This is a genomic window from Pyxidicoccus caerfyrddinensis (assembly GCF_010894405.1).
GTDB classification, from domain to species: domain Bacteria; phylum Myxococcota; class Myxococcia; order Myxococcales; family Myxococcaceae; genus Myxococcus; species Myxococcus caerfyrddinensis.
Map to the genome: position 1 here is coordinate 65,978 of NZ_JAAIYA010000013.1, position 26,921 is coordinate 92,898.

The window sequence follows — 26,921 nt, forward strand, 5'->3', positions numbered from 1 at the left end:
GGCTCTGCTATCGTCCGGGACATCCTGAATCACCCGAGTCAAGACCGATGATCGATCAGAACTCCCGCCCCGCCCGCAAGGTCGGCATCGCCGACCATCTGTGGGAGACGTACGAAGAGATGGCCCAGCAGATGGGCTCGGATCGCGATGCGCTGATCAACCAGGCGCTTTTCATGTTCGCGCGCCTCAACGGCTTCATCGAGGTGAAGGCCCGGGGTGAAGCCCCCGTGGCGGCCGCCCCCATGGCGGCGTCCGCGCGGCCGGCTCCGGTGGCCGCCGCGCCGGCCCCGGCCCGGGGCGCGCCCCCGGTGCTGGCCCCCGCGCCCAAGCCCGAGTCCACCCCCCAGCCGGCGCGTCCCGCCGGCCGCGGCGCCGCGCCCGTCGAGGACCGCGGCTCGTCCTCCAACGGCCTGGACAATGATCCGGTGCGCCGCGAGGTCGCCGAGCGCGTGCTGGAGACGGCCGCGGAGCTCGAGCGCCTCATCAAGGGCAAGAACGAGCCGCCTCCTCCCAACGACGACATCATCGAGGACGAGGAGGAGCCGCTTCCCGAGCCCGAGGACCCGGCGATGGAGGACGAGCCCGCCGAGGAGGCCGAGGAGGAGCCCGCGGACGAGGTGGCCGAGGAGGAGGAGCCCGGCGCGCTGTACCTCGTCACCGAGGCCGGAGACCAGGAGCGCATCGTCAAGGACCGCTTCGTCATCGGCCGCGGCAAGCACTGCGACTTCGTCATCAACTCCGGCAAGGTGTCCCGCGAGCACGCCGTCATCGTCCACGAGGGGAATGACTGGATCATCGAGGACCTCGGGTCCTCCAACGGCACCTGGTACAACAAGCAGCGCATCAAGCGCCGGAAGATCGAAGACGGCGACGAGTACTTCATCTGCAGCGAGAAGATTCGCCTCATGGTGAGCTGACCGCCGCACCTCCCTCCAGGGCTTCCGGCTGTTCGACAATTGACGGGCTCCGGCCTCACTGGTTTGATACCGGACGGCCTGCCACGGATGGGACAGGCGATGGATGACGCCTGTTCAGATCGCGCTGTGGACGGTCCTTGGAGTGGCCCTGGTGATCTCGGTGGTGACGGATGTGTTGCGCCGGGAAATCCTGGATGCCGTCACCTATCCGCTGATGGCGGTGGCGCTGGGCGTGCGCTTCGCCACGGAGGGCTTCGGGGACCTGGAGCACGGGGTGCTCAGCGGGTTGGTGTCGGGGGCGGGGTTGGCGGTGCTGCTGCTACCGGCGGCGCTGCGCGGGCGGATGGGGTGGGGTGACGTGAAGTTGATGGGCGGGGTGGGGGCCGTGCTGGGATTTCCAGCGGTGCTGGCGGCAGCGGCCTTCATCTCACTGGTGGGCGCGCTGCAGGCGGTGGTGACGCTGCTCTGGCAGGGCGCGGTTTGGGACACGCTGGCGGCGGTGGTGCGGCGGTGGGCGGCGCGGGTGCGGCTGGCGAGCGCGGACGCGCAGCCAACGACACAGCGCCACATCCCCTACGGGGTGGCCATCGCGCTCGGTACTTTCTGGGCGCTGTGGTGGCAACACGGAAGCTGAAGCTTGGGTTCGCTTGGACACTGGAAGGGGACACGGACGATGTTCACACGCTTCACGCATGCCGCGGCGCTGAGCGCCCTGGTCGCCCTGGTGGCCGGCGGCAGCGCCCTGGCGCAAGAGGGCAGCACCGTCAGCCTCGGCGTCGGCTCCCAGAAGGTGCTCACCATTCCCGGCCTGAGCCGCGTCGCGCTCGGCGACCCGACCATCGCCGAGGTCAAGACGCTCGGCTCCGGCCAGCTGCTCATCACCGGCCTCGGCGAGGGCAAGACGACGCTCCTCGTCTGGAAGACCTCCGGTCAGCGCGTCAGCTACCTCGTCGCCGTCCGCAAGCAGGACCCCAACGAGGTCATCTCCGAAATCAAGCGCCTGCTGGGAGAAATCGAAGGCGTCTCCGTCCGCATGGTGGGTGACCGCATCTACCTGGACGGTCAGGCCTACACCACGCAGGACGCGGACCGCATCAACGAGGTGGTGAGCCTCTATCCGAACGTGAAGTCGTTCGTGAAGATTGCCCCCAACGCCAAGAAGCTGGTGGCGCAGAACCTCAACGCGGCCTTCCAGAAGGCCGGCCTCAAGAATGTCCAGGCCAATGTGGTGGGCGCCACCATCTTCCTGGAGGGCTCCGTGGAGAGCCAGCAGGACCTCCAGAAGGCGGAGCTCATCACCAAGGCCATCGGTGAGAAGGTGGAGAACCTGCTCGTCGTCGGCATCAAGCGGATGATCCTCTCCGAGGTGCAGTTCGTGGAGATCCGCCGCAACAGCCGGGACCGCTACGGCATCAAATACCCCACGGACATCTCCGGCACGGTGGCCGCCACCGCCAATATCTCGCAGCAGCTGTTCCCCGGCACCTTCGGCGAGGGCGTGGCCGGCCTCGGCCTCAACGCGGGCGCGGACTTCTCCATCGGCTTCCAGGGCAACGACGGCTACGGCCGCCTGCTCGCCCAGCCCAAGCTGGTGTGCGCCAGCGGTGAGAAGGCCGAATTCCTGGCCGGTGGCGAGGTGCCCATCCCCCTCATCACCAACAACCAGTTCTCGGTGGAGTACAAGAAGTACGGCGTCATCCTGAACCTGCGCCCCACCGCGGACCGCAACGGCAACATCCAGACGGAAATCGAGGCGGAGGCGTCGGAAATCGACGCGTCGGTGTCGGTGTCCTTCGGTGGCTCGTCCGCCATCCCCGGCTTCCGCACCCGCCGGGTGAAGACCAACGTCACCGTGCGCCACGGAGAGACCATCGTCCTGTCCGGCGTGTTCAGCCACGACGAGCAGAAGTCGGTGTCCAAGATTCCGGGCCTGGGTCACATCCCGATTGTGGGCGAGCTCTTCAAGAGCCGCGGGTTCGACTCGACCAAGCGCGAGCTGGTCATCTTCGTCACCCCGCGCATCGTCAACCCGGACTCGGACAAGGTCCGGACCATCATCGAGGACGTGAAGAGCCGCTACAAGCAGGCCCGGTCCGAGGTGAACTTCAACATCTTCGACTGAGGTCCGGGGGCTCCAAGGCCCCTGTTCCTGGCTCCTTACGGGCCGGTGTCCTCCCCAGCTTCAGGGGTGGGTGCCGGCCCGTCGCCTTGCGGGCAGGCATACGGCGACGCCTGGAGCTTTGAGGACGAAGACGCGCTTGCTAGCATCCGCCCCCACCATGTTTCTCATCACCCTCGCGGAAAAGGGCGGCGGGACCGAGCAGCGCGAGTACCACAAGAACGAAGTCACGATCGGCCGCCTGCCCGGCAACGACATCATCCTCGCGAAGGGAAACGTCTCCAAGTACCACTCGCGGATCGTCGCCAAGGACGGGAAGTTCATCGTCGTGGACATGAAGTCCACGAACGGCACCTTCGTGAACGGCAAGAAGATTGCCGCGCCTCAGGTACTCAAGCCGACGGACCAGGTCTCCATTGGCGACTACATCCTCAACGTCGAGCCCCTGGAAGAGGGCCCGGCGATGACGCGCGCCGGGGCCCCGGAAGAAGAGGGCTACGACGAGGGCGAGGAGGAGCCCTACCCCGAGGAAGAAGAGCAGTACGCCGAGGAGGAGGAGCCGTACGAGGAGGAGGAGGCGCCCGCTCCGGCGCCCGTGGCCGGCCGCATGCCGGCGTCCATGGCGTCCGCCATGGCGAAGAACAAGAAGAAGGTCGACCCGCGCATCGAGCGCTACACCCGGCTCCAGAAGGAGATCCACGACCGGCTCATCGAGTACCTCGACTTGCGCCGCATGGACATGGACCGGCTCGGGGACGACGAGCTGTGGCGCCGCACCGAGAAGGCCATCCGCGACATCATCGACCAGATGGAGGCGGACGGAGAGCTCCCGGAGGACGTGGACCGGGAGGAGTTGCTCACCGACGTCATCAACGAGGCGCTGGGCCTGGGGCCCCTCGAGGCGTTCCTCGCGTCGGATGAGATCAGCGAGATCATGGTGAACCACGCCAACCAGATCTACATCGAGCGCAAGGGCAAGCTGACGCTGGCGGAGAAGACCTTCTCCTCCAACCAGGCGGTGCTCGGCGTCATCGAGCGAATCGTGGCGCCCATCGGCCGGCGCATCGACGAGTCCAGCCCGCTGGTGGACGCGCGCCTCAAGGACGGCAGCCGCGTCAACGCCATCATCCCCCCGCTGGCGCTCAAGGGTCCGTGCATCACCATCCGCAAGTTCAAGAAGGACTCGCTGAAGATCCAGGACCTGGTGAAGTACAAGACGCTCACCGCGCAGATGGCCGAGTTCCTGGAGATGTGCGTGAAGGCCAAGCGCAACATCGTCATCTCCGGCGGCACCGGCTCCGGGAAGACGACGACGCTGAACATCATCAGCTCCTTCATCCCCGACGGTGAGCGCATCATCACCGTGGAGGACGCCGCCGAGCTGCAGCTGCCGCAGGACCACTGGGTGCAGCTGGAGAGCCGTCCGGCCAACCTCGAAGGCAAGGGCTCCATCACCATCCGTGACCTGGTGAAGAACTGCCTGCGCATGCGTCCGGACCGCATCGTCGTGGGCGAGTGCCGCTCCGGCGAGACGCTGGACATGCTGCAGGCGATGAACACGGGCCATGACGGCTCGCTCACCACGCTGCACGCCAACACGCCGCGAGACGCCATCGCCCGGCTGGAGACCATGGTGCTGATGTCCGGCATGGAGCTGCCGGTGAAGGCCATCCGCGAGCAGATTGCGAGCGCGGTGCACATGATCGTGCAGCAGACGCGCTTCTCCGACGGCACGCGGAAGATCAACTACGTCACCGAGGTGTCGGGCATGGAGGTGGACATCGTCACCCTCCAGGACATCTTCTATTTCAAGCAGGATGGCTTCACGGAGGACCACAAGGTCCGGGGCCGCTTCGTCGCGTCCGGTTTCGTACCGAAGTTCTACGACGAGCTGCAGCGCAAGGGCATCCCCGTCAACATGAGCATCTTCCGGGAGGATTGACGCGTCATGCCCACCCTGGTCGTCCGTCTCCCCGACGGCTCCGAGAACGAACACGAAGTCACTGGCGAGCTGAAGCTGGGCCGTCAGGCGGGCAATGACCTGCTCCTCACCGAGGGCGGGGTGTCTCGCAACCACGCGAGGGTCTTCGAGGACGGCGGCACCGTCTTCATCGAGGACCTGGGCAGCGCCAACGGCACCTTCGTGGACGGTGAGCGCATCGCGGAACCCACGCCGCTCACCCCGCAGTCGGAGGTGGTGCTGGGGGACTACACGCTGCGGCTCAAGGCCGCGGCGGCGCCCTCGCGCTCCGGTCCGCGCAAGGCGGCGAAGTCCGCGCCTCCCCCCGTCGAGGAGATGCCGGTGGGCGCGGAAGGCAGCGGCGCGCGCGCCACACGGGCCCTGCCGAGCATGAAGCCGAGGCCGCCCGCGGGCGCGCCTCCGCCGAAGCGTCCCGCGAGGCCCGCGAAGCCAGCCGGTGCCGCGTCGGAGGGTGGCGCGGCGGGTGGCGGCGCGGCGGGTGGTGGCGCGGGCCCCATGCTCAAGGGCCTGGTGGGCCCGTGGGCCGGCCGGACGTATCCGCTCAAGGGCAAGGTGCTGGTGGGGCGGCAGCCTCCGGCCCTGGTGATACTGGAGGATGACTCGGTCAGCCGGCGGCACGCGGAGCTGGAGGCGACGGCGTCCGGCGTGACGGTGAAGGACCTGGGCAGCGCCAACGGCACGCTGCTCAACGGCGAGCCGCTGGGGCCGGAGCCGGTGGAGTTGCAGCCGGGCGACCAGCTCCAGTTCGGCGTGGTGGAGCTGTCCTTCGAAGCCGAGGAGGTGGCGCTGGCCGCTCCGGTGCGGCGTGGCTCGGGTCCCATCCCCACGCGGCGCGGTGGGGCCGCGGCGGCGCCGTCGGAAGAGGAAGCGGCGCCCCCGAACCGCAAGAAGCTGATGATGGTGGCCGGCGGCGTGGTGGGCCTGCTGGTGGTGGCGGCGGTGGTGAAGGTGGCCATGCCGGCCCACGGGCCCGTCGACGCGGTGGTGGACCCGGCGGGCCCGGTGGCGGACCCGGCGGAGCAGATTCAAGCGCTGCTCAGCGAGTGCCGCTCCTACGCGTCCAACGAGCTGGGCTCATCCCCCAACTGGGCTCGCGCGGAGGAGAGCTGCACCAAGGCGTTGGACCTGGACCCCATCCACCCGGAGGCCAACACCCTGATCCGGCGCATCAAGCTGGAGAAGGAGTCCTTCGAGCACTACTCGACGGGCGAGAAGGCGCTCCAGCGCCTCAAGCCGGATGAGGCGCTCGAGGCCTTCAGCAAGATTCCGAAGGAGAGCGAGTACTTCCGTCGCGGCAAGAGCAAGGCGCGCGAGGCGGCCGAGCAGGTCACGAAGCGGGCGCTGGACGACTGCAAGCGCTACCTGGGCAACTCCCAGTTGAGCGCCGCGGTGCCGCGCTGCGAGCAGTACATGGCCGTCTGGTGCCAGGGGCAGCCGCGCGAAGACCTGCAGCCGCCGCTGGGCTACACGATGAAGCTGGAGGGCCGGCTGCGCCGCAACGAGTGGCGGCCCAAGGACTCGCTCTACGTGCGCTTCCTCGTCGCGCGGTTCAGGTTGGACCCGAACGCGGCGCCGTGGGTGTGCCCGGTGACGGAGATCATCGGTCCGGACGAGGCGACCACCGACCCGCGCTCCGTGGTGGACGCGGCGGTGAAGAAGCGCTTCAACCACAAGCTGCTCCAGGCGGCGATGATGGACTACTGGGCCGGCCGCGGCAGCGAGGCGCTGGCCACCCTGCAGAAGCTGCGCGGCAACTACGAAGCCGCCGCGTTCCACGCCCAGTCGGACGAGCTGGTGCGCATCATGTCCACGGTGGATCAGCTCTTCAAGAATGGTGAGACGTTCCTCGCCGGGGACGACCCGGAGAAGGCCGCCGAGCCCTTCCGTGAAGCGCTGCAGGTGGACAAGGAGCTGATGCTGGACCTGGCCGAGTCCAAGCCGTCCTTCTACCGGCGCAACATCCTCCAGGACATGGCGGAGAAGTCCTACCAGCGGGGTAGGGAATGGGCGGACCGGCAGGACCGGCGCCGTGCGTGCCGCGTGTGGAAGCTGGGCTTCGGCTTCTACGCGGGCAACCCGGACCTGAACAAGGCGGCGGCCTTCTGCTCGAGCCTCGCGTCGGACGCGCTGCGAGACGCGGGCGGCTGCCCGGACCTCGCCGCGGTGCTCGACTTCGCCGTCAAGGGTGACGGGGTGGCGGAGAAGGTGGACGAGAAGAAGAAGGAGTGGAGCTGCCCCTGACGCGACATGGACAGGGGCGGACGGGCGCGCTAGGCACGGGGCCATGGCCGACACCAGCCCCTCGCGCTCCGCGCCCACCCTGGTCCTCATCGACGCGTCCGGCTTCATCTTCCGCGCCTACCACGCGATTCCGCCCCTCACGACGAGCAAGGGCGTACCCACCAACGCCGTGCTGGGCTTCACCCGCATGGTGCTCAAGGGGCTGCGGGAGCTGAACCCCACGCACGTAGCGCTCGCCTTCGACAAGGAGAGCCGCACGGAGCGGCAGAAGATAGACCCCAACTACAAGGCCAACCGCGAGGGCCCGCCCGAGGACCTGGTGCCGCAGTTCGCGCTCATCCGCCGGGTGGTGGAGGCGCTCAACCTGCCCGTGCTGGAGATGGCCGGCTGGGAGGCGGACGACGTCATCGGCACGCTGGCGGTGAAGGCGAAGGCCGAGGGCTTCTGCGTCCAGGTCGTCACCGGCGACAAGGACTTCGTGCAGATTGTCGAGCCGGACGTGCGCCTGTTCGACCCGATGAAGGAGACGCACACCGGGCCTGACGAGGTGAAGGCGAAGCTGGGAATCGAGCCCCGGCAGATGCGCGACTACCTGGCCCTCATCGGCGACGCGGTGGACAACGTCGCCAAGGTGCCGGGCATCGGCCCGAAGACGGCCACGGAGCTCATCCAGCAGTTCGGCGACGTGGAGACGCTGCTCTCCAAGCTGGACGAGGTGAAGAAGCCGAAGATTCGCGACGCCATCGCCTCGCACCGCGAGAGCCTGTTGCGCGCCAAGCAGCTCGTCACCTTCAAGACGGACCTGCCGCTGGACGTGAAGATGGCGGACCTGGCCCGCAAGGCGGTGGACTCGGCGAAGGCCCGCGAGCTCTTCACGGAGCTGGAGTTCTACGCGCTCATCAAGGACCTGCCGCAGCAGGGGCTGCCGGAGGCCGCGCCGAAGGAGAAGCCCGCGCCGCTGGCCGCCGAGCACAAGCTGGTGGGCACCGAGGAGGAGCTGAAGGCGCTGGCGGACGCGATGCGCACAGCGGGCACCGTCAGCCTCATCCCCGCGTACGAGGGCATGCCCTTCGCCACGAAGCTCGTGGGCCTGGGCGCCGCGCTGCCGGACGCGAGCACGTACTACGTGCCGCTGCGCCACGGTGTGCTCGGCGTCACGCAGGTGAAGCCGGAGTCCTTCACGGCCGCGCTCAAGGCGGTGCTGGAGGACGCGGGCGTGAAGAAGGGCGGGCACGACCTCAAGGCGCTCACCCTGGTGCTGGCCAACGAGGGCATCACCCTGCGCGGCGGGCACGACGACGTGGAGCTGCTCAGCTACCTGCTCAACCCGTCCCGCCGCGAGCACGCGCTGGCGGACCTGGCGCGTGAGCGCCTGCAGACGGAGCTGCCCGCGCTGCCACCCGCGGCCGAGGGCAAGCGGGGCAAGAAGGACAAGGCGCTGGCGGACCACACGGTGGAGGAGGTGGCCGCCGGCTTCGCCATCCGCGCGGAGGCGGCGCGGCGGCTGGCGCCGGAGCTGTGGAAGGAGCTTCAGGCGGCGAGCCTGGCGGAGCTGGCACGAGACATGGAGCTGCCGCTGCTGCCGATTCTCGCGCGGATGGAGCAGCGAGGCGTGAAGCTGGACACCACCGAGCTGGCCCGCATCTCCGTGAAGGTGGACGCCGCCGTCGAGGCGCAGGTGAAGGAGGTCTACAAACACGCCGGCCGCGAGTTCAACATCGGCTCCAACCCGCAGCTGGTGGAGGTGCTCTTCTCGCCCCAGCCCGAGGGCCTGGGGCTGCCCATCATCAAGAAGGGCAAGACGGGCCCGTCCGCGGACATGGAGGTGCTGGAGAAGCTCTCCGAGGAGCACCCGCTGCCGGCCGCCATCATCGAGTACCGCAGCCTCACCAAGCTGAAGAGCACCTACCTGGACACGCTGCCCACGCTGGTGGCGGCCGACGGGCGCATCCACACCACCTACCACCAGGCGGCCACCGCGACGGGGCGCCTGTCGTCCACCGACCCGAACCTCCAGAACATCCCCGTGCGCACCGAGCTGGGCCGCGAAATCCGCCGCGCCTTCGTGGCGGCGGAAGGCCACCAGCTGGTCAGCGCGGACTACAGCCAGGTGGAGCTGCGGCTGCTGGCGCACATCGCGGAGGACCCGGTCCTCATCGACGCCTTCCTCAACGACCAGGACATCCACACCCGCACCGCGGCGGAGGTCTTCGGCGTGCCCCCGGAGCAGGTGGACCGCGAGCAGCGCCGCAGGGCGAAGATGGTGAACTTCGGCATCGCCTACGGCCTGTCACCGCATGGCCTGTCCGCGCGGCTGGGGATTCCGCAGGAGGAGGCGCGCGACATCATCGAGCGCTACTTCACGCGCTACGCGGGCATCCACCGCTACCTGCGGGAGACCGTGGATACCGCGCGCAAGACGGGCTACGTGGAGACGCTCTACGGGCGCCGCCGGTACATGCCGGACCTGAACTCGAAGAACCGCGGCGTGGCGCAGGCCGCCGAGCGCGCCGCCATCAACATGCCGATTCAAGGCACCGCCGCCGACCTCATCAAGAAGGCGATGCTCGTGGTGGACGCGGCGCTCCGCGAAGAGGGGCTGCGCACCGTCATGCTGTTGCAGGTGCACGACGAACTTCTCTTCGAAGCGCCGGACGCCGAGGTGGAGCGGGTGAAGGCCCTGGCGATGAAGGGCATGTCCTCGGTGGCGCAGCTGAAGGTGCCGCTCAAGGTGGACGTGGGCGCGGGCCGGAGCTGGGCGGACGCGCACTGACGGAGCGCCCCAAAAAAAGTACGGGAGGAGCGCCCACCCCCGTAGGCGCCCCTCCCGTGTCCCTGCTCCCCAACCCGGGCTCCCCAGCCCCACGACAAAAAAGTGCCGACCCGTCCGACCGGCGATTCGCGCGGACCCCCATCCGCGCGTCTTGCCAGCAGCTCACGAGGCGCGCTCACCACTCCCCAGTGGGAACACGCTCCCCAAAGGCACGCCACGGGCCCCCACCCACGGCGCGCTCCCTCCCGCCGGCCTCGGACGCTCCCCAAGACGGGAGCATCAAGCCGGACGGGTCGGCAAACCCGACCAACCCCTTCTCAGTGCATCGCTGGACGCCCGTCCTTCGCGTCCGGCGTCGTGCGCTTCACTCGTGACGGCCGCTCGAAGTACTCGACGACCAGACCTCCAAAAGCCACCCGGGGGCCGTCCGCGCGCGGATCCTTGAGCCGCTGCAGCAGGGCCACCGCCGAGTCCACCGCCTCATCCACCGCGCGGTTGATGCGCTCGCGCTCCCAATCCCCGCCGCCCAGCACCTCCGCGGCGTCCACCAGGCAGCGCCGCAGCGCCGCGAATTCCTCGTAGAGGGCGCGCGCGCCGCGCTCCGGCGACAGGCGCAGCACCGCCCGCGTGCGGCTCCAGGGGCTCGTCTCCTCGCCCTCCAGCGTCCGCCCCACCTCGCGGATGAAGGGCTCCACCAGTCCGTCCAGCTGTCCGAGCGAAGCCGTTGAACCGTCCGCTTCGTGCGCGGCCAGCCGCATCCGGCGCCACAGCGCCGCGATGCGATCCGGCTGCTGGCGGAAGAACCGCGCCAGCACCGCCGCCTTACGTCCCCGCTCGTTCATGTCCAGTGCCTTCCGCATCGCGACGGGAGGCATAGCAATTCGGCTGCCAACGCCCTGGAGAGGCTCATTCCCAGGAAAATCAGCCGCTTGGGCTCACCCTCAGAGCAGGCAGAGGAGCATGCAGCAGGTAATTTCTTCCGGGGGGCTGACTGTAGGGGTGTCCGAAAGCACTGGGGTCCCCTGGTGGGGAGGGCACCTCGTCAGTGCAGGGTGGGCTTCGGGGGGCGGGGCCCCGCCGGAAGGTCCGCCACGGACTCGCCGGACGTCTCCTCCGGGGGTTCTTCAGGAACCTCCCCCGGCGCTTCGCTGGCGGACGGGGGCATCTCGTGGGGGCCGCTGACGGCCTCCTGCGTGTCGCGCGACTCGAGGGTGTCCGACTCGCTGGAGGCGGCGCCGGCGGGCCACTCGGGCCACGTCAGGGCCGGGGCGGGGCCGGCGGCGTCCGGGCCGGGGAGGGCGCCCGGCAGGGCGGCGGCGCGCGCGGCCAGCACCCGCAGCGCGGCGTCCTCCGCGGCGTCCTGGGCGGCCATCTCCGCCAGGCGGGCTTCCTTCTGCTGGCGCCGGCGGACGTACGCGGCGACGCACAGGCCGGAGGCGGCCAGCCACAGCAGCGCGGAGCTGGTGGTGAGGGGCAGCCAGCCGTAGCGCGCCGCCAGGCCCTCGCGCCAGTCCGTCTCCTCCACCAGCAGCGACGTGCGGAAGGCCTTGCCGAAGGCCTGCTCGAAGGGCTCGCCGTCGCGCACGCCGTCCACCAGCACGCCCATGGCCTGGGGGCCGAACTTGCCGGACAGGTGCGCCACGAAGGCGGCGCTCTGCGCGTAGGCAATCTCCACGTCCGACGGGTGGTCCGGCCAGGAGTCCTCCAGGTCCTCGAAGTGGAAGACGCGCTCCTGCGTCACCGCGCGGAAGAGGGCGGAGTAGTGCGTGAGGGAGTAGCGCTCGCCGGTGACATTCTGGGCCACGCCTTCCTGGAACCAGCGGGGCCAGTCCTTCGCCAACTGGCCCAGCGCCACGTGCGCCAGCTCGTGCCGCAGCGTCTGCTGGCCGTCCGGCTCGTAGAGGCTCAGCGCGTCCAGCAGGATGATTTGATGCGCCGGGTAGGCCAGCGCCACCGCCCAGCCGGGAGGCCGGCCTCCGGGCAGCGCCAGCGCCTCGAACTCCGCGCGGCCCACGCCCAGGCGGATCTCCGTGACGCCGGGCCAGTCCCTCCCGAGGATGGCGCCGAAGCCGTCGCGGATGCCCTCGATCTGTCCCGCCAGCTCCTTCGCGGCCACGGTGGCCGCCGCGGTGTGGAGGATGCGGAAGCGCTTCGTCGCCACCTCCCCGGTGACGCGGGACGGGCGCTCGTGGGGCACGAGCGCGGCGTCATCCACCACCACCTCGTGCGCATGGGAGCCATGCGTGTCCCCCGGCTCCTGGGCCAGGGCTCTGGGTGCGGCCAGCAGCAGCGGAAGCAGGAGGAGCAGGTGGCGCATGTGCGGCGGCCTCACGTTTGCCCAGACATAACAGCCTCGGCCCGCGCCGCATCAACCCCCACCACCTTCACCCGCTTGCGGCGCGACGCGTCACCGGACGTGAGCGTCACCTGCCGGCGCGGGACGCCGAGGTGCTTCGCGAGGAACTCCAGCAGGGCGGCGTTGGCCTCGCCGTCCACGGGGGGCGCGGCGAGCTGCACCTTCAGGAGGCCGTCGTGCTCGCCCACCACGCGGGTGCGTGAGGCGCGCGGCTGGACGAGCACCGCCAGCTCCACGCCGTCGGGGACGGCCTTCAGCCAGGGTGGGGCCACGGGCTATTCGCCCAGGTTGGCCTTCTTCTGGGAGAGGTAGGCCACGTTGTCCTCCACGCGCGCGTAGTCGCGGTCCGCGAAGGAGGGGCCCTTGAAGGTCTCCAGCAGCTTCTGGTGCGCGTCCAGCACGGAGCGCACCTGGGACTCGAACTGGGTGCGCTGGCGCTTCAGCTCGTTGATGTCCTCCACCACCTGCACCAGCCGCTGGTGGGCGCCGTGGACGATCTTCTCCGCCTGGTGCTCGGCGTCCGCGATGATGATTTCCGCTTCCTTCTTCGCGGCGGCCTTCAGGTCCTCGCTGATGCGCTGCGCGGTGACCATCGTCTCCTGGAGGGTGCGCTCGCGCTCCTGGTGCTGCTCGAGCTTGAGCTGCGTGCGCTTCAGCTCCTCCTTGAGCGCGATGTTCTCCTTCACCACCTCCTCGAACTCGCCGGCGATCAGCTCGAGGTGGGCCTCCACCTCGCGGCGCGAGAAGCCGCGCAGGGCCGTTTCGAACCGCTTCTGCCGGATGTCGAGCGGGGTGATCTTCATGGCCCCGCATTCTAGCGCAGGGCAGTGACTTCTCCAGGAAACGGCCCCGCCACCGCGGGCGACGGGCACGTTCGGTGGTGCACACACGCCTGCCCGTCAGGAGGGCAGGCGGGCGTCAGCGTGAGGCCTCCCACTGGGCGGCGACGGTGCGCGCGGCGTTCTGCACCGGGGCGGTGAGCCGCGCGTCCAGCGCCGCGTCCTGCACGGTGCGCCGCGCGGTGGCCGTGCGCTGGAAGACGAGCCCGTTGAGCGCCTGGATTTTCAGCGCGTCCGGCATGCGCGGGTGGCGCACCACGTTGCCGAGGATTTCCTCGGCGCGCGGCTCCTGGAACAACGCCACCGCGCGGAGCGCCGCCTGCTGGATGCGGGGATTGGAGTCCCACAGCAGCGCGGCCAGCGAGTCCAGCGCGCGTGCGTCGCCCAGCAGCGCCACGTCCTCAATCGCGATGGCGCGGACCTCCTCCGGCGCCGGCTTCACGGCCCACAGCAGGCCGCGCAGGAGCGCGGTGTCGTCCGGCCCGGTGGCGGCGGGCTCGGCGGGCGGCGGGGGCGGCGCGGAGGGCGGCGGAGGCGCCTCGGTGGGGGTGGCGCGCGCGGGCTGCTCCTTCGCCGGGGCGGGCCGGGCCGGGGCAGCGGGACGGGGGCGGGCCGGAGCCTGGGCCCGCGCGGCGGCGGCGAGCAGGAGTCCGGCAACGAGCAGGGGACGCATGGGCCCTGTTCTACCCCGAAACCCCCGTTCCGGGAGGGGCGGGCCTGACGCGGCGCGGGAGTTTTTCTTGACGCGATCGCTGATCGTGGGACCTTGGCGGCGCTACAGGCGTGTTGCAAGAGGGAGCAAGGGCTGATGAGCGCGGCGGTCGCGAACTGGCAGACGCTGGAGAACGTCGAGGTGGAGTGTACCCACTGCGGCATCCGGATGACCCTGCAGCCCGGGAACCGGGTGCGGTACTACCGGTGCTCCGGGTGCCACCGCTGGGTGTCCAGCACCTACTCGGAGGTGTTTCGCGCGGACGCGAAGGTGCGCACGCACCCGGTGAAGGACACCGGCGCCCAGGACGAGCAGTTCCTCGAGGTGAAGGGCCGCCTGGACCGCTGGCTCAACGCGCTGGAGGACCAGGACCCGTACCGGCTGCTGGGCGTGTCCCCGCTGGACTCCGAGGAGACGGTGCGCGCGCGCTACCACGCGCTGGCCATGGAGAGTCACCCGGACCGCGGCGGCTCGACGGAGAAGATGCGCGAGCTGAACGCCGCCTACGAGAAGATCCTCCGGCACCGCGCGCGCAAGCGTCAGGAGGCGCTGTCCGCCGGCGCCCCGGTGCGCACCGCCTCGGAGCTGCCCGCCCGCAGCAGGTAGCCCCAGAAGAGGACGCCCAGCGACAGCCCCAGCCCCGCCTTCACCCAGGTGGGGAAGAGGCTGCCCGGCGACACGTAGCCCTCCACCACGCCGATGAGGGCCAGGAAGGGCGCGCAGCCGAGCACCAGCTTCACGGCCTCGCGCCCCCGCAGCGACAGGGCCTGACCGCGCGGCAACTCGCCCGGGTCGATGAGCGCCTGGCCCACCATGAGGCCCGCGCCCCCGGCGATGACGATGATGGACAGCTCCACCGGGCCGTGCGCGGCGATGAAGTCCAGGAAGCCTCGCGTCATGCCCTCGCGGATGCACAGCGCGCTGATGGCGCCGATGTGCACGCCGTTGTTCACCAGCATGTAGATGGTGCCCAGGCCGCCCAGCATGCCCAGGGCGAAGGTGACGATGGTGACGGTGAGGTTGTTGGTGGCGATGCCGGACGCCACCGAGTTGGGCGGCGCCACCGACAGGATGTCGTCCGTCCACATGCGGCCCTGGGCCACGTACTGGCGCATGCCGGGCGGCACCAGCAGCTCCGCGCCCCGGGGCTCCCACAGCACCACCAGCGCGCCCAGCAGGAGCCCCAGGCAGAACAGCGCCGCGCTGGCGCCCACGAAGCGCAGCTCGCGGCGCAGGGTGACGGGGAAGTCCTTCCGGAAGAAGTCGCGCACCGCCGGCCAGCGCTCGCGCGGCGGCTGGTAGATGGCGGCGTAGGCCTGCCCGCACAACTGGTTGAGGAAGCGGTGCGCGTCCGTGCCCGGGTAGAACGTCTGCGTGTGGGCCAGGTCCGACGCCGCGCGCCGGTACAGCGAGTCCAGCGTGCGCAGCTCCTCCAGCTTCAGGGCTCCGGCCTTCTGGCGGCCCAGCAGCGCCTGGAGCGCGTCCCAGTCCGGGCGGCGCTTCGCCACGAAGGCGGGCAGGGGAAGGGCCACGTCAGCCCTCCGCCCGCGCGCGGGCGCGCAGGAAGGCCTCGGTGCGCTCGGGCGAGGCGAGCACCGCCGCGCGCTCGTCGCCGGACAGCCCGCCCACCCGGTCCACCAGCTTCTCGCCCATCCGCTGCCGCACCTGTGGCGCGAGCCCTCCGGCGCGCGCGAGGAAGGCCAGCACCAGCTCCACCTCGCCCGGCGTCAGCGCGCGCGTGGCGCCCTGCAGGGGCTCGGCGGTGGTGGCGGACGTGGCGGTGTACTTGTCCAGGTCGATGCGCTCCTCACGCACCAGCAGCGTGCCGGCGAGCAGATCGCCCAGGCGCCGGTGCTGGCGGGTGAGCAGCATGGAGATGCAGCCGGCGGCGTACAGCATGGGCAGGAAGTCCACCGCGCGGCAGAGGTTGCGCACCGCGCTCTCGAAGAGGCCCACCGGTGAGCCGTCCATCCTCACCACGCGGATGCCCAGCACCCGCTTGCCCACCGTCTGTCCATGGAAGAAGACCTCGCCCACCGTCCAGTACAGCCATTGCGTGGCGAAGAGCCCCACCACCAGCAGCGTGCGCGCCAGCCCCGACAGCGCCTGGAGCACACCCAGCACGTCCGACACCAGCAGCGTGAAGACGAAGTAGGTGACAATCCAGAAGAAGAACAGCAGGCCCGCGTCCACCAGCCACGCGAGGCACCGGTAGCCGATGCCGGCCACGGGCAGGGTGAGCGCCACGCGCTCGGGCGTGGCGACATCGAGGTGGGGAGACGGGGCGGTGCGCATGTGGTCATCCCCAGCATACACGCCCACGGCTGCGGCCTCGCGGAACCCGACTCCCCGCGTTACGTGGTGATTTACAGGAATTCCCGGTTGCTGTAGGGTGTGAGCCGTTGAACGGCGGGGCCGGTACCGGAGGGCGTTGCTATCTCATACTGAACGCCAGGGCATGTCAGGGGCCGGACAGCGATGACGAACCAACGTCGGAAGCCCCTGGATCCCTCTCCAATTCATGCGCACCAGACACTCGCGCCCGGGCTGATTCGCGTCTGCGCTTTCCCGGTGTTAGGGTTTCATGCCGTAGGACGATGAAGTGGGCCGTTTGGAGGTGGCCCGGAAGGACGCTGGACGTAGTCGAAAGTCGAAAGCAGTCAGGAGTCGAGTCTTGTATCGGTAGACCGACCCCGAAGTGATTCAGCGGACGTGCTCGTTCTTCAAAGGTCTCTCCCCGCTGGCACCGGAGTTTCGGAGTCGGCTGTGGTCAACAGGTAGTTCCAGAAGCTTTCGCCATGGCGGCTGGGGGGCCTTCGCATGGCAACATCCAATCAAGCAGCGATTCGTGTATCTATTCTCGAGGGACCGTGGGCGGCCTGGCAGGGCCTTGCCGATGGTCTCCGCGGGGAAGGCGTGCAGGTGTCCTCGGTGACGAGGGACGTGCGCCTCTTCCTCGATGGCCTGGGAACCGATCCGCCGCAGGTGGCGGTGATGGACGTGGAAGGCGACAGCGAGGCGGCTGTTGGCTGTTCCGTCACGGAGGGCATCAACCTCCTGCGGGAGGCGCGCAAGCGCCGCCTGGAGGTCCGGATGCTGCTGCTCTCCGCGGTGAGTCAGCCGGAGATCATCTCGCAGTGCTTCGACGAGGGAGCCTCCGGCTACCTCTTCCGCGCGGGGCTCGGCACCACGGCCGTGGCCTCGGCCATCCAATCCCTGGTGCGAGGCGAGCGGTTGTTCCCGGTGCAGCTGCTGCGGAACGACTTCGAGCACCCGCCCGTCACTTCGCCCACCGCGAGCGTGCTGCTGGCGCTCACGCAGCGGGAGCGCGAGGTGCTGGCGTACGTGGCCGGAGGCGCGGACAACCTGAAGATCGCCGCACATCTTCAGATTGCCGAGCGCACCGTGAAGTCCCACGTCACCCAGCTCTACCGGAAGCTGGGGGCGGAGAACCGCACGCAGCTGGCGCTGCGCGCGTGCCACCTGGGCGTCCGCCCGCCGCCGGACCTCTGAGCGAGGCCGGCCCACCTTCTCCACGCTCCGCGGGGAGAGGGCGTCGTTGATTCACAGCGGTATCCAGGGGGGCCGTCTCACGGCGGCCTACCCTTGTCGGCGGCCCGCGCGGTGATGGCGGTGCGGCGAAGGGAAGCACGCCCCCGAGCCCAGGCGTTGAGGCCGGGCTTCCGGGGGCGTGGTCCCGGTTGCTTCAGTTCTTCAGCTGCGCCTGCTCCTCCATCTTCTTGCGGAGGCTCAGGGGACGCATGTCCGTCCAGACCTGCTTGATGTACTCGAGGCACTCGGCCTTCGGGCCCTGCTTGCCCGCGTCCTTCCAGCCGAGCGCGTTCTCGCGGTCCGCCGGCCAGATGGAGTACTGCTCTTCGTGGTTCACGACGACCTTGTAGATGGTCGTATCTTCGCGCTCATCCGCCATTGTGTTCGACTCCTGGGAGTGGGTGCATTCTGCTCACATCCCTGAAAAAGGCGTCAAGCAGGGTAGGTGGGTTGGCACCCCAGTTCCAGCGCCGCACCGAGCGGGAACCCTGCTCCTCCCAGCGTAGGCCCGAGGCGACGGCAGGTCGCCTGGCGGGCATGGGTGGGGAGGTGTGCTGCCTGGGTGCCGCTCAGCGGGTGGCGCGCAGCGTCTCCCGCTCCTTGGCCTCGTAGAGCGCCTGGATGTTGGCGCCGCCGAAGCCGCGCGCCTCCTGACGCTGGATGACCTCGAAGAAGAGCGTGCGGCGCGCATGCTGCGTGCGGGTGAAGACCTGGAGCAGGTGGCCCCACGCGTCGCGGTCCATCAGGATGTTGCGCTCCTGCAGCGTCTCGCGGCGGAAGCCGCCCAGGTCGCCCAGGCGCGTCTCCAGCGACTCGTAGTAGCCCGGCGGCGCGTCGAGAATCTTCATGCCGCCCCGCCTCAGCACGTCCACCGCCCGGGAGATGTCCGGGGCCAGGAAGGCCAGGTGCTGCACGCCCGTGCCGCCGTGCGCCGCGAGGAAGTCCTCGAGCTGTCCGCGACGCACGCCGGTGTACGGCTCCTGCATCGGGAAGCAGATGCGCCCGCCGGCGGTCTGCATCACCCGCGAGTTCATCCCGCTGTACTCCGTGCGCACGTTCTCCTCGTGCGTCTGCTCGAAGCCCAGCACGTCCCCGTAGAAGGCCGCGGTGTCCAGCAGCGTGCCGCGCTCCAGGCACAGCGCCACGTGGTCCAGCCCGGTGAACAGGTCCTCGCCGACGGCCGGCGCCGTCTCCAGCGGCAGGTACACGTCCGGCAGGAAGCCGCTCGCCGCGGTGTCGCGCTGGATGAACGAGTGCACCAGGTCACCGGGGCCGGCGATGGTCGCCTTCACCACGCGGCCGCCCGCGCCCTCGAACGTGGTGGGCTCCATCACCGGTCGCGCGCCACGGCGCACCGCCGCCTCGAAGGCCTCGGCCGCGTCCGGCGTGGCGAAGGCCACGTCCTTCACGCCGTCGCCGTGCTGCCGCACGAAGTCCGCCACCGGCCCCACCGAGCCGAGCGCGGAGGTGACGACCACCCGCGAGCTGCCCTGCTTCAGGACGATGGACCGCCGCCCCTCCAGGCCACTCTCCGGCGCCGCATGGGCCACCATGCGGAAGCCCAGCGCGTGGCAGAAGAAGTACGCCGACAGCATCGAGTCCCCAACGTACAGCTCCACATGATCCACGCTCGTGAAATCCACTCGAGGCTCCAATCCTGTTGGCGTGGCCGTCCATTGCCTTCAGGGACGGCGGCACTATCTGCCACTGGATGCAGTGATACATCCCTAGCATGAATCACGGCTCTGACGTGAGCTTCGTGTATTCAGGTTGGAAAATTTGAAGCTGAGAATCCGACCCTTGCGCCCAAAACCTAGAAGTCTCGGGCACTTGAGAGGGGAGGGCTCACCAGCATCTCATGACGCGAGAGGCCACGAGGAAGTTTCTGTCGCGTGAATTCACGTCCCAGACGCGCCTTCCGTGCCCGATCTGCTTTTACTGGAATTCCTGGCGGGGCGTACACATGCAACACGGAGACAGCAATAGCAGTCTCCGCGGACAGCCCTGGCCGTGCCGCGAAGGGCCGCGGCGCGTCGAGCGTCTGGAACATCTGTGCGCGCAGCGCGCGTCCCCGGCGCCCCGGAAGCCGGCTCAGCGGCTTCCGGGTGCCGTCACACGCCACCGCCGCGCGGAGGGCTCGCTTCGACGAGCGGGAGCTTCGGGCTCAGGGCTCGAGCTGGCCGCGAATCTCTCCCCCGTTGAAGGTGACGCTGTGGATGTTGACGTAGAGGTTGCCGTCCTCGAAGGCATCCTTCTCCTCGTCGTTCAGCGTCTTGGAGCCGGTGAAGACACCCGTGCGGTTGTCGGTGGTGGTGATCTCCAGGTTGAAGAGGATGGGCCCGTTCTGTCCCGCGGGCGCGTTGTGGACGTGGGCGGCGCTGCCGGAGACGGGGAACAGGTCGCTGCTCAGGCCGGTGAAGCTGCCGACGACCGTCAGCTCATCACCGTCCAGCTCCGCGGTGGCGGTCCCCGCCGCCTGCGTCGTGGTGGGTGGCACCTCCTGCGCACCCGAGAGCGTGGCCTCCGCCTCCGTGCTGCCGCAGCCGGTGAGCCACAGGGCGCAGGCCACCAGGCCCGGTACCGCGAGACGTGTCAGCATTCCCTTCCGCATCGTGACGCTCCAGTCTCCACGTCCCGGCGAGGCCCGGCACGGGCCCCGGACGCAGGGGAGGGCACGCTGCCCGGCTCCTCCTGCGAGGCCAATCGGTCTGGACGGCATGGGCACAGACGGAGAGTGAACAGGCGGGGAGACCGGAAGGCCGGTGGTGGCGGCCGGTGACAGCCCGCACACGGACGCGGATACTCGCGGCATGCGCCTGTTCTCCTGGATCATCACCGCCCTCGTGCTCCTGCTGGGCACCGCGTGGGCCGCGCTCGCCCTGGCCCTGACGGGCGCGGGGCCGGAAGGGGCGCACGTCGTGAGGGCGCTGCTGGCGCTGGTGCTGGCCGGGGTGGCCGTGGCGGTGTGGCGCCGGAGCTCGCGGTGGGCGGCGGTGGCCGTGGTGGCGGTGGGCTGCGCGGCGACCTGGGGCTGGGTGCGGACGGTGTCTCCGTCGGACCAGCGTGACTGGGCGCCGGACCTGGCGCGCGCGGCCCGGGCGGACGTGGACGGCACCCGCGTGACGATTCACGACGTGCGCGACTTCCGCTACCGGAGCACCTCCGACTGGGACGCCAGCTGGTACACGGCCACGTATGACACGCGCGAGCTGACGGGGGCGTGGTTCATCGTGGAGCCGTTCTCCGGCGTCTGGGGCGCGGCGCACACCATGGTGAGCTTCGGCTTCGCGGACGGGCGCTACGTCGTCTTCTCCGTGGAGGTGCGGCGCGAGAAGGGCGAGACGTTCTCCGCGCTGGGCGGCCTGTTCCGCCAGTTCGAGCTCATCTACGTGGTGGGCGACGAGCGGGACCTGGTCCAGCTCCGCTCCAACCACCGCAAGGACGACGTGTACCTGTACCCGGTGGACGCGTCGAAGGAGCGCATCGCCTCCTTCTTCCTGGACATGGTGGCGCGGATGAACGCGCTGCACGCGCGGCCGGAGTTCTACGACACGCTCTCCAGCAACTGCACCACCAACCTCGTGCGCCACGTGGAGAAGGTGAGCGCGGTGGACGTGCCGTATGACCACCGGACGCTGCTGCCGGCGTACTCGGATGCGCTGGCGTACGAGCTGGGCCTCATCGAGAAGGACGCGCCGCTGGAGGTGGTCCGCGCCCGGCACCGCATCAACGCGAAGGCGATGGCGGCCAACGGCCTGCCGGACTTCTCGCGGCGCATCCGCGAGTCGCAGGCAAGCGCCGTCTCAGCGCCCTGAGCCGCTCGCGGCCGGGCCGGCCTTCAGGTGCTTGTCGTAGTGCTGCTGGAGCGTGACGAAATAGCCGCGCTCCTCCCACAGCTCCGCGAGGAGGCGGTCCGTCAGGGACTTCACCTCGGCGCTCTCCGCCGCGTCGGGCGTGCGGGGGCCGTGGTTCTTCGGGTTGAAGAAGGCGCGGGTGGCCTCGGCCATCAGCACGCGACTGCTGGCGAAGAGCCTGCGCAGGATTTGATTGATGGGGCGCGCGTCCACCTCCGCGCACGCGGCGACCATGGCGTCGTAGACCTTGCGTGGCATGTCCCCCTCCAGGGCCTTCGCGTCCAGGTCCCCGCGCTCCACCGCGTGGGTGAGCAGGAAGCCGTGGTGCAGGGACGTGGAGGCCATGTCCACGCAGTCCTTCACCCACAGCACGAAGAAGACCTTCCGGAAGAGCCACTGCACGGGGAACAGCAGCGCGCCCTTGAGGAAGTTCTTCACGTGGCCTGCCAGGGAGGTGCTCACGTGCGAGCCGGCGAGCACCGCCACCGCCTTGTCCGGGGTGGGCAGGCCGTGCTCCCCGAGAATCTGCCGGACCATGCCCTCGCGCACCTGGCCGAGGGCGTAGTCGTCCAGGAAGGGCACGGGGATGAGCGGCGTCAGGCCGGAGGCGACGGCGAGAAAGGCCACGCGGCCCGCCAGCGGCGGCAGGTCGTTCTTCGAGGCAGGGCGCGACTTCGGCTCGGTCATGCCCTGTTCATATGCCAATCCCGGCCTTCCATTGCGCGGCGGCTCGCGCCTGTCCGGCCGGACCCCGGGCCGCTTGCTGGATGCAGGACGTTCAGCCCTTCCGCGGCCCGCGCGCATGCGGCAGCAGCAGTGAATAGAGCGTGCTCATCACCGGGGTGGGCACGCCTCGGGCCCGGCCTCGCCGCGACACCGTGCCCTGGAGGTACTCCACCTCCAGCGGCTTGCCGGCCTCCAGGTCCACCATCATCGACGGGCGCATGTTGTCCTGCAGGCCGTCCATGAAGGCGACGACGTCCTCGGCGCGGGTGGTGGTGGCCACGCCCTCGGCGTTGGCGACGCGCAGCACCTCGGCCGCGGCCTCCTGGAACTGCTCCCGGAACACGGGCCCCGCGTCGCGAAGCGGACCCAGCGGCAGGCGGGCCGCGGTGCAGAAGCCGGACATGGGCGCCAGGAACGCGAGCTTCTCCCAGAGTGGCGCACGCGCGTCCGCCACCACCTCCACGTTGAGCCCGGCGGCGGCCAGCGTGTCGCGCAGTGTCTGGGCACGCGCCGACACTCGGGACGTATCGCCGAACACTTCGCCAAGGATGATGCGGTGGAGCGTGCCCGTCTGCGAGATGACGCCCGGCTCGGCGATGGCGGTGGAGATGTACGTGGTGCCGCCGATGACGGGTGCCTCGCCCACGGCGGCGGCGACTTCCCCAGGGCTGTCCACGCCGTTCTGCAGCGTGAGGACGGCGGCGGTCGAGCCGCCGAGAGTGGGCCTGTCCGATGCGGCGGCCAGCACCTTCACCAGGGGCAACACCGAGGGCACGTCGTAGTTCTTCACCGCGAGGACGATGACGTCCACGGGGCCCACGCGCGCGGCGTCCTCCTCGGCGCGCACGGGGACTGTGAAGTCCCCCTCCGCGCTCCGGATGCTCAGCCCCCGCTCGCGCATGGCGCGCAGGTGCGCGCCCCGGGCAAGGAACGTCACGTCCTGGCCGGCGCGCACCAGCCGGGCGCCGTAGTAGCCGCCCACTCCACCCGAACCGACGATGGCGAATCGCATGGCGCGCACCATAACGGCGCGCTCCTCTCACGGCAGGGACGATTCGGCTATCCAGCCACGGGGGCGGGGCTCATGCCGTGGAGCGCACAGCGAGTCCCGCTCCCTGTGCGGCCGGGGTCAGCGCACCTCGACCACGGGTGCCACCACCTCGTCGGGAAGGGGATGCCACGCGAGCGCCTCGGGCACCACGGGCTGCGGCTCGCGGGCCGGAGCGGGGCGGTTCTTCGCGAGGAACGCGGCGGCGCTCTCGGGGCTCTCGCACGCGCCGAGGATGTGCTCCGGAATCATGAACGCATTGGCGATGGCGTCCGCGACGCGCGGCTCCTGGCTGCCGGCGACCAGCACCTCCACCACATGCGGTGGGGGCGGCTGCAGCAGCGCATTGGTCCAGTGCGTTGCCGGAGCAGCTGCGGCCCACGTCTTCTCCTCGGTGGCGCGACAGAAGGCCTCGTCGAACGGACGCTCCGAGCCCAGCGCCGCCACGATGCTCTCCGCCATTGCAAATGCGGAGGCCGACGCCGCGTTGGCGCCCTGGCCCGCGACGGGGTCGTTCGTCACGTGCGTGTCGCCCACGGCCACCACGAAGCGGCCGTTCGCCAGCGGCGCCCAGCCCCGGCGTACCATCGGCGTGAAGGAACCCTGCAGCCAGTCCATGGGGCCCAGCACGCCGAACTCCGCGGGGTTCACCCGCTCGTACGTGGCGGGCGCGAAGCGGCGCAGCCGGTCCAACAGCAATGCCTCGAAGGCGCGCGGGTCCTCGTCGTACCGCTGGGTGCTCAGCACCGCCAGCTCACCCTCGGGCAGCGCCTCGATGAGGATGCTCGGAACGCGGCCCTGGCGGGAGATGACCTGCGCCTCGAAGATTTCGCCCTGGCCGGGCACCAGGTGCGCTTCCATGCCAATGGAGTCCTGCATCCGCACGCCCTTGAGCAGCGCGGCGAACAGCAGGCGCGCCGGCTTCGTGTGCGGCGACAGCTCGGGGATGCGCGGGAAGAGCGCCGTCAGTCCGTTGCGGCCGGTGGCCACCACCACCAGGTCATGCCGGGTGGAGAGTCCCTCCAGCGCCGCGGCGTCCACGGAGCGCACCTCCAGCAGGCCCCCGCGCGCCACGAAGTCCTCGGCCAGCTTCGGCTGGTACAGCCGGTAGTCCACGAAGATGGTGGGGTGCTCCAGCCGGCCCTTCAGCCCGAAGGACTGCGGCCCATTCACATGGATGCCCACCTGGTACATGTCCGCTTGCGGCCCGCCCCAGTGGTCCACGCCCAGCTCCCGCTCCCGGGCTCGCGTGGGCGCGTGGTGCGCCACCGTGTTCGGCAGCCGGCCCGCGCGCAGCTTCGCGGGGTCCTGCTCCGCGTACATCGTCACGGAGATGCCGTGGGACAGCAGCTTCAGTCCGAGGTGCAAACCGGCCGTGCCGGCGCCAACGATGCCGATGCTCGCCATATGTCTCTCCTCCGCGTCCCGCATGCCGTCGTGGCTATGTCGGGATGGACCCCCCCCAGGGGACATGGGGTACCCGGCTTCCCGGGAACGCGGGCTAGTTAGCACAATACGAATGGAGACTTACAAATTGGTCGCACTCATTCGTTGAGAATTCGCGGAGTGCTTCGAATTTCCTCCCGTGCGGACGTGCTGGAGCCGGGTTGGGGAGACGTGGCGGGAGCGCCTACAGTCGGGGGTGATGAGCGTGTTCCTCGACGTGGTGCTGGAAGTGGGCGACCTCGCGGACACGTCCGCGGACGCGGTGGTCTTCAAGTACGCACAGCGGCTCTACGGCGCGGCGGGCGCGGCTGCGCAGCGGCTGGAGCTTGCCGGCGTGCCACCGTCCCAGCTGGAGGTGAAGCCGGGGGAGTACCGCTTCGTGGAGACGCGCGGGAGCCTGGCCTCGCCGCTGGCGCTCTTCGTGGGCACGGTGCGGCTGGGGGACTTCGGCTACCACGAAATCCGCCAGTTCACGGCGCGCGCGCTGAAGGCGCTGGAGGCGCACTCGGGGCTGAAGCACGTGGCGGGCACGGTGCACGGGCCCAACTACGGGCTGGACGAGGACGAGGCGGTGCTCGCCTTCGTCGGTGGCCTCGTCGAGGCCTTCCAGCGCGGCACCGGGCCGCAGGGGCTGGAGCGCTTCACGGTGGTGGAGGTGGACGCGCGACGGGCGAACCGGCTGCGCAAGGCGATGGAGCGGGGCCTGAGCGGCACGCAGGGCGTGACGGCGCTGCCGGGCGGAGGCTTCCGTGTGGAGCGGATGAGCGCCTTCGTCCAGGCGCCGCCCATGGCCTCGGCGGGCACGGTGTCCATGGCGAAGCCGCACGCCTTCGTGGCCATGCCCTTCGCGCCGGAACTGGAGGACACCTACCACTACGGCATCCAGGGGCCGGTGAAGGCCGCGGGCCTGCTGTGCGAGCGCGTGGACCAGGCGGTGTTCGACGGCCCCATCATCCAGCGCATCAAGGAGCGCATCGACACGGCGAAGGTCGTCATCGCCGACCTGTCCATGGCCAACCCCAACGTGTACCTGGAGGTCGGCTACGCGTGGGGGAAGGGGCGGCCCACCATCATGCTGGTGCGCGACTTGAAGGAGCTGCGGTTCGACGTCGCCTCGTACCGCTGCATCATCTACCGCAGCATCCGCGAGCTGGAGACGTTGCTGGCGCGCGAGCTGGAGCGGCTCGGCTGAAGGCCGCGTCTACCAGCCGCGCGCCGCGACGGCCCACGTGGCGTGCGGCACGCCACCGCGCAGCACATGCAGCCGCTCGTGCAGGTTGACGGAGGCGCAGACGTGGTTGGGCACCACGCGCACGCGCTCTCCCACGCGCGGGCGCCACGGGGTTCCGGACAGGTCCAGCAGGCCGTGCTCCTCGGACAGCCCGCGCACCAGCACCTCCGGCCTGTCCAGCAGGGCGCCGTAGCCGCCCTGGGGCGCGAAGCCCTCCTCCTTCGCCAGCGCCTTGGAGCCCGCGTCGATGACGGCCTGGCCGGGCACGGCGGTGCTCACCACGGTGGCGAGCACGAAGTACGCGCACTCGCTCCAGTCACACGCGCCCACGGTGGCGGAGTTGCGGTCATTGAGCACGTTGATGCCGGGGCGTATCTCCGTGAGCCCGGCCACCTCGTGCGAGCGCCAGAGGGTGGGCGTGGAGCCGCCACTGACGATGCCAGGCTTCAACCCCGCGGCGGACAGCGCGTCCACGAAGCCGCCCAGGCGCGAGGACTGCTCGTGCAGCACGGGGCCCAGCTCGGCCTGCGGCGCGCGCACATGGCCCGGATAGAAGATGACGCCGCGGTACTCCACGCCGCGCGTGGACGCCACGGCGCGCGCGAGGGTGACGGCGTCCTCGGGCGTCTGCACACCCACGCGGCGCATGCCCATGTCCAGCTCCACCAGCACGCCCACGGTGCGGCCCGCCGCGTCGGCGGCGCGGCCGAGTCCCTCCAGGACCTCGCGCGAGTCGAGCGCCACCGACAGCTTCACGTACTGGGGCAGGGCCATGAGGCGCGCGAGCCGTCCGGCGCCCACGGGCGGGTAGGCCAGCAGCACGTCGGCCGCGACGTTGGCCATGACCTCGGCCTCGCGGGGCGTGGCCACGGTGGCGCCAATCGCACCGGCCCGCAGCTGGAGGGCGGTGAGCTCCGCCGTCTTGTGCGTCTTCGTGTGGGGACGCCAGCGCAGGCCGTGCTCGCGCGCGTACGCGGCCACACGCTTCAGGTTGGCCTCCACGCGGTCCAGGTCCACGAGGGCGGCGGGGGTGACGAGCGAGTCCAGCGAGTTGGCGTCCATGCACCGCATGGTGGCATCCCGCACGACTCGGCTCCAGGGGGGCGGTGGGCGCGCCCTGCTATGC

General features: G+C 70.1%; 24 protein-coding genes. 10 read left to right on the forward strand and 14 right to left on the reverse strand.

Annotated elements, in window-relative coordinates; translation table 11 throughout:
- Nucleotides 1-47: 47 nt before the first annotated feature.
- From G4D86_RS29460 to polA, 6 genes are all read left to right on the forward strand, one after another.
- Nucleotides 48-917: an FHA domain-containing protein gene (locus tag G4D86_RS29460; protein ID WP_163997396.1), complete on the forward strand. Its 870-nt coding sequence runs from the start codon at nt 48-50 to the stop codon at nt 915-917.
- A 103-nt stretch (nt 918-1,020) separates the two neighbouring features.
- On the forward strand, nt 1,021-1,551 hold the full coding sequence (locus tag G4D86_RS29465) for an A24 family peptidase (protein ID WP_163997397.1): 531 nt from the start codon (nt 1,021-1,023) through the stop codon (nt 1,549-1,551).
- Nucleotides 1,552-1,590: 39 nt separating this feature from the next.
- On the forward strand, nt 1,591-3,039 hold the full coding sequence (locus tag G4D86_RS29470; RefSeq protein WP_163997398.1) for a type II and III secretion system protein family protein: 1,449 nt from the start codon (nt 1,591-1,593) through the stop codon (nt 3,037-3,039).
- A gap of 157 nt (nt 3,040-3,196) precedes the next feature.
- Nucleotides 3,197-4,978 (forward strand): TadA family conjugal transfer-associated ATPase, encoded by a 1,782-nt coding sequence (locus G4D86_RS29475; RefSeq protein ID WP_163997399.1) that lies wholly within the window; start codon nt 3,197-3,199, stop codon nt 4,976-4,978.
- 6 nt (nt 4,979-4,984) lie between these two features.
- A complete protein-coding gene (locus G4D86_RS29480; protein ID WP_163997400.1) occupies nt 4,985-7,258 on the forward strand; it encodes an FHA domain-containing protein in 2,274 nt (757 codons plus the stop codon).
- A 43-nt stretch (nt 7,259-7,301) separates the two neighbouring features.
- Nucleotides 7,302-10,031 carry a DNA polymerase I gene (gene polA / locus G4D86_RS29485; RefSeq protein WP_163997401.1) on the forward strand — a complete coding sequence of 910 codons (2,730 nt, stop codon included), beginning with the start codon at nt 7,302-7,304 and terminating at the stop codon, nt 10,029-10,031.
- A gap of 317 nt (nt 10,032-10,348) precedes the next feature.
- Here polA and G4D86_RS29490 read toward each other — a convergent pair whose 3' ends face one another.
- The 5 genes from G4D86_RS29490 to G4D86_RS29510 all read right to left on the reverse strand — a co-directional run bounded on the left by G4D86_RS29490 (nt 10,349) and on the right by G4D86_RS29510 (nt 13,899).
- Nucleotides 10,349-10,891, reverse strand: a complete 543-nt coding sequence (locus G4D86_RS29490) for a hypothetical protein (RefSeq protein ID WP_205519843.1) — start codon at nt 10,889-10,891, stop codon at nt 10,349-10,351.
- 182 nt (nt 10,892-11,073) lie between these two features.
- Nucleotides 11,074-12,348 (reverse strand): peptidase MA family metallohydrolase, encoded by a 1,275-nt coding sequence (locus tag G4D86_RS29495; protein ID WP_163997403.1) that lies wholly within the window; start codon nt 12,346-12,348, stop codon nt 11,074-11,076.
- An 11-nt stretch (nt 12,349-12,359) separates the two neighbouring features.
- Nucleotides 12,360-12,659 (reverse strand): DUF167 domain-containing protein, encoded by a 300-nt coding sequence (locus G4D86_RS29500; protein ID WP_163997404.1) that lies wholly within the window; start codon nt 12,657-12,659, stop codon nt 12,360-12,362.
- Between the two features lie 3 nt (nt 12,660-12,662).
- The gene (locus G4D86_RS29505; RefSeq protein WP_163997405.1) at nt 12,663-13,190 is read right to left on the reverse strand and encodes a DivIVA domain-containing protein; all 528 of its coding nucleotides are present in this window, start codon (nt 13,188-13,190) and stop codon (nt 12,663-12,665) included.
- A gap of 115 nt (nt 13,191-13,305) precedes the next feature.
- Complete coding sequence (locus tag G4D86_RS29510) at nt 13,306-13,899, reverse strand: HEAT repeat domain-containing protein (RefSeq protein ID WP_163997406.1); 594 nt, start codon at nt 13,897-13,899, stop codon at nt 13,306-13,308.
- Between the two features lie 135 nt (nt 13,900-14,034).
- Between G4D86_RS29510 and G4D86_RS29515 the strand changes: the two genes are divergently transcribed.
- The gene (locus tag G4D86_RS29515; RefSeq protein ID WP_163997407.1) at nt 14,035-14,544 is read left to right on the forward strand and encodes a DnaJ domain-containing protein; all 510 of its coding nucleotides are present in this window, start codon (nt 14,035-14,037) and stop codon (nt 14,542-14,544) included.
- Here G4D86_RS29515 and G4D86_RS29520 read toward each other — a convergent pair.
- The gene (locus tag G4D86_RS29520) at nt 14,478-15,470 is read right to left on the reverse strand and encodes a stage II sporulation protein M (RefSeq protein WP_163997408.1); all 993 of its coding nucleotides are present in this window, start codon (nt 15,468-15,470) and stop codon (nt 14,478-14,480) included. The genes G4D86_RS29515 and G4D86_RS29520 overlap by 67 nt on opposite strands.
- 1 nt (nt 15,471) lies before the next feature.
- The gene (locus G4D86_RS29525) at nt 15,472-16,233 is read right to left on the reverse strand and encodes an RDD family protein (RefSeq protein WP_163997409.1); all 762 of its coding nucleotides are present in this window, start codon (nt 16,231-16,233) and stop codon (nt 15,472-15,474) included.
- Between the two features lie 525 nt (nt 16,234-16,758).
- Here G4D86_RS29525 and fruA point away from each other — a divergent pair.
- Nucleotides 16,759-17,451: a response regulator transcription factor FruA gene (gene fruA, locus G4D86_RS29530; protein ID WP_163997410.1), complete on the forward strand. Its 693-nt coding sequence runs from the start codon at nt 16,759-16,761 to the stop codon at nt 17,449-17,451.
- Between the two features lie 193 nt (nt 17,452-17,644).
- Here fruA and G4D86_RS29535 read toward each other — a convergent pair whose 3' ends face one another.
- From G4D86_RS29535 to G4D86_RS29545, 3 genes are all read right to left on the reverse strand, one after another.
- Nucleotides 17,645-17,869, reverse strand: coding sequence for an MbtH family protein (locus tag G4D86_RS29535; RefSeq protein WP_163997411.1), 225 nt, complete (start codon nt 17,867-17,869; stop codon nt 17,645-17,647).
- Between the two features lie 190 nt (nt 17,870-18,059).
- Nucleotides 18,060-19,133, reverse strand: a complete 1,074-nt coding sequence (hppD, locus tag G4D86_RS29540) for a 4-hydroxyphenylpyruvate dioxygenase (RefSeq protein ID WP_163997412.1) — start codon at nt 19,131-19,133, stop codon at nt 18,060-18,062.
- A gap of 521 nt (nt 19,134-19,654) precedes the next feature.
- Nucleotides 19,655-20,089 (reverse strand): CHRD domain-containing protein, encoded by a 435-nt coding sequence (locus tag G4D86_RS29545; protein ID WP_163997413.1) that lies wholly within the window; start codon nt 20,087-20,089, stop codon nt 19,655-19,657.
- A gap of 211 nt (nt 20,090-20,300) precedes the next feature.
- Here G4D86_RS29545 and G4D86_RS29550 point away from each other — a divergent pair, with 211 nt between their 5' ends.
- Entirely contained in the window at nt 20,301-21,305 is a 1,005-nt protein-coding gene (locus G4D86_RS29550) for an Lnb N-terminal periplasmic domain-containing protein (protein WP_163997414.1), read from the forward strand.
- Here the strand turns inward: G4D86_RS29550 and G4D86_RS29555 are convergent.
- The 3 genes from G4D86_RS29555 to G4D86_RS29565 form a co-directional block, all read right to left on the reverse strand.
- On the reverse strand, nt 21,294-22,031 hold the full coding sequence (locus G4D86_RS29555) for a hypothetical protein (protein WP_163997415.1): 738 nt from the start codon (nt 22,029-22,031) through the stop codon (nt 21,294-21,296). The two genes, G4D86_RS29550 and G4D86_RS29555, sit on opposite strands and share 12 nt — an antisense overlap.
- Nucleotides 22,032-22,122: 91 nt before the next feature.
- A complete protein-coding gene (locus G4D86_RS29560) occupies nt 22,123-23,082 on the reverse strand; it encodes a ketopantoate reductase family protein (RefSeq protein ID WP_163997416.1) in 960 nt (319 codons plus the stop codon).
- Nucleotides 23,083-23,199: 117 nt separating this feature from the next.
- Nucleotides 23,200-24,525 carry a styrene monooxygenase/indole monooxygenase family protein gene (locus G4D86_RS29565; RefSeq protein ID WP_163997417.1) on the reverse strand — a complete coding sequence of 442 codons (1,326 nt, stop codon included), beginning with the start codon at nt 24,523-24,525 and terminating at the stop codon, nt 23,200-23,202.
- A gap of 238 nt (nt 24,526-24,763) precedes the next feature.
- Here G4D86_RS29565 and G4D86_RS29570 point away from each other — a divergent pair, with 238 nt between their 5' ends.
- Complete coding sequence (locus G4D86_RS29570) at nt 24,764-25,756, forward strand: TIR domain-containing protein (protein WP_163997418.1); 993 nt, start codon at nt 24,764-24,766, stop codon at nt 25,754-25,756.
- 9 nt (nt 25,757-25,765) lie between these two features.
- Here the strand turns inward: G4D86_RS29570 and G4D86_RS29575 are convergent, their stop codons facing one another.
- Nucleotides 25,766-26,866, reverse strand: a complete 1,101-nt coding sequence (locus tag G4D86_RS29575; protein WP_240360535.1) for a D-TA family PLP-dependent enzyme — start codon at nt 26,864-26,866, stop codon at nt 25,766-25,768.
- Nucleotides 26,867-26,921: the final 55 nt, after the last annotated feature.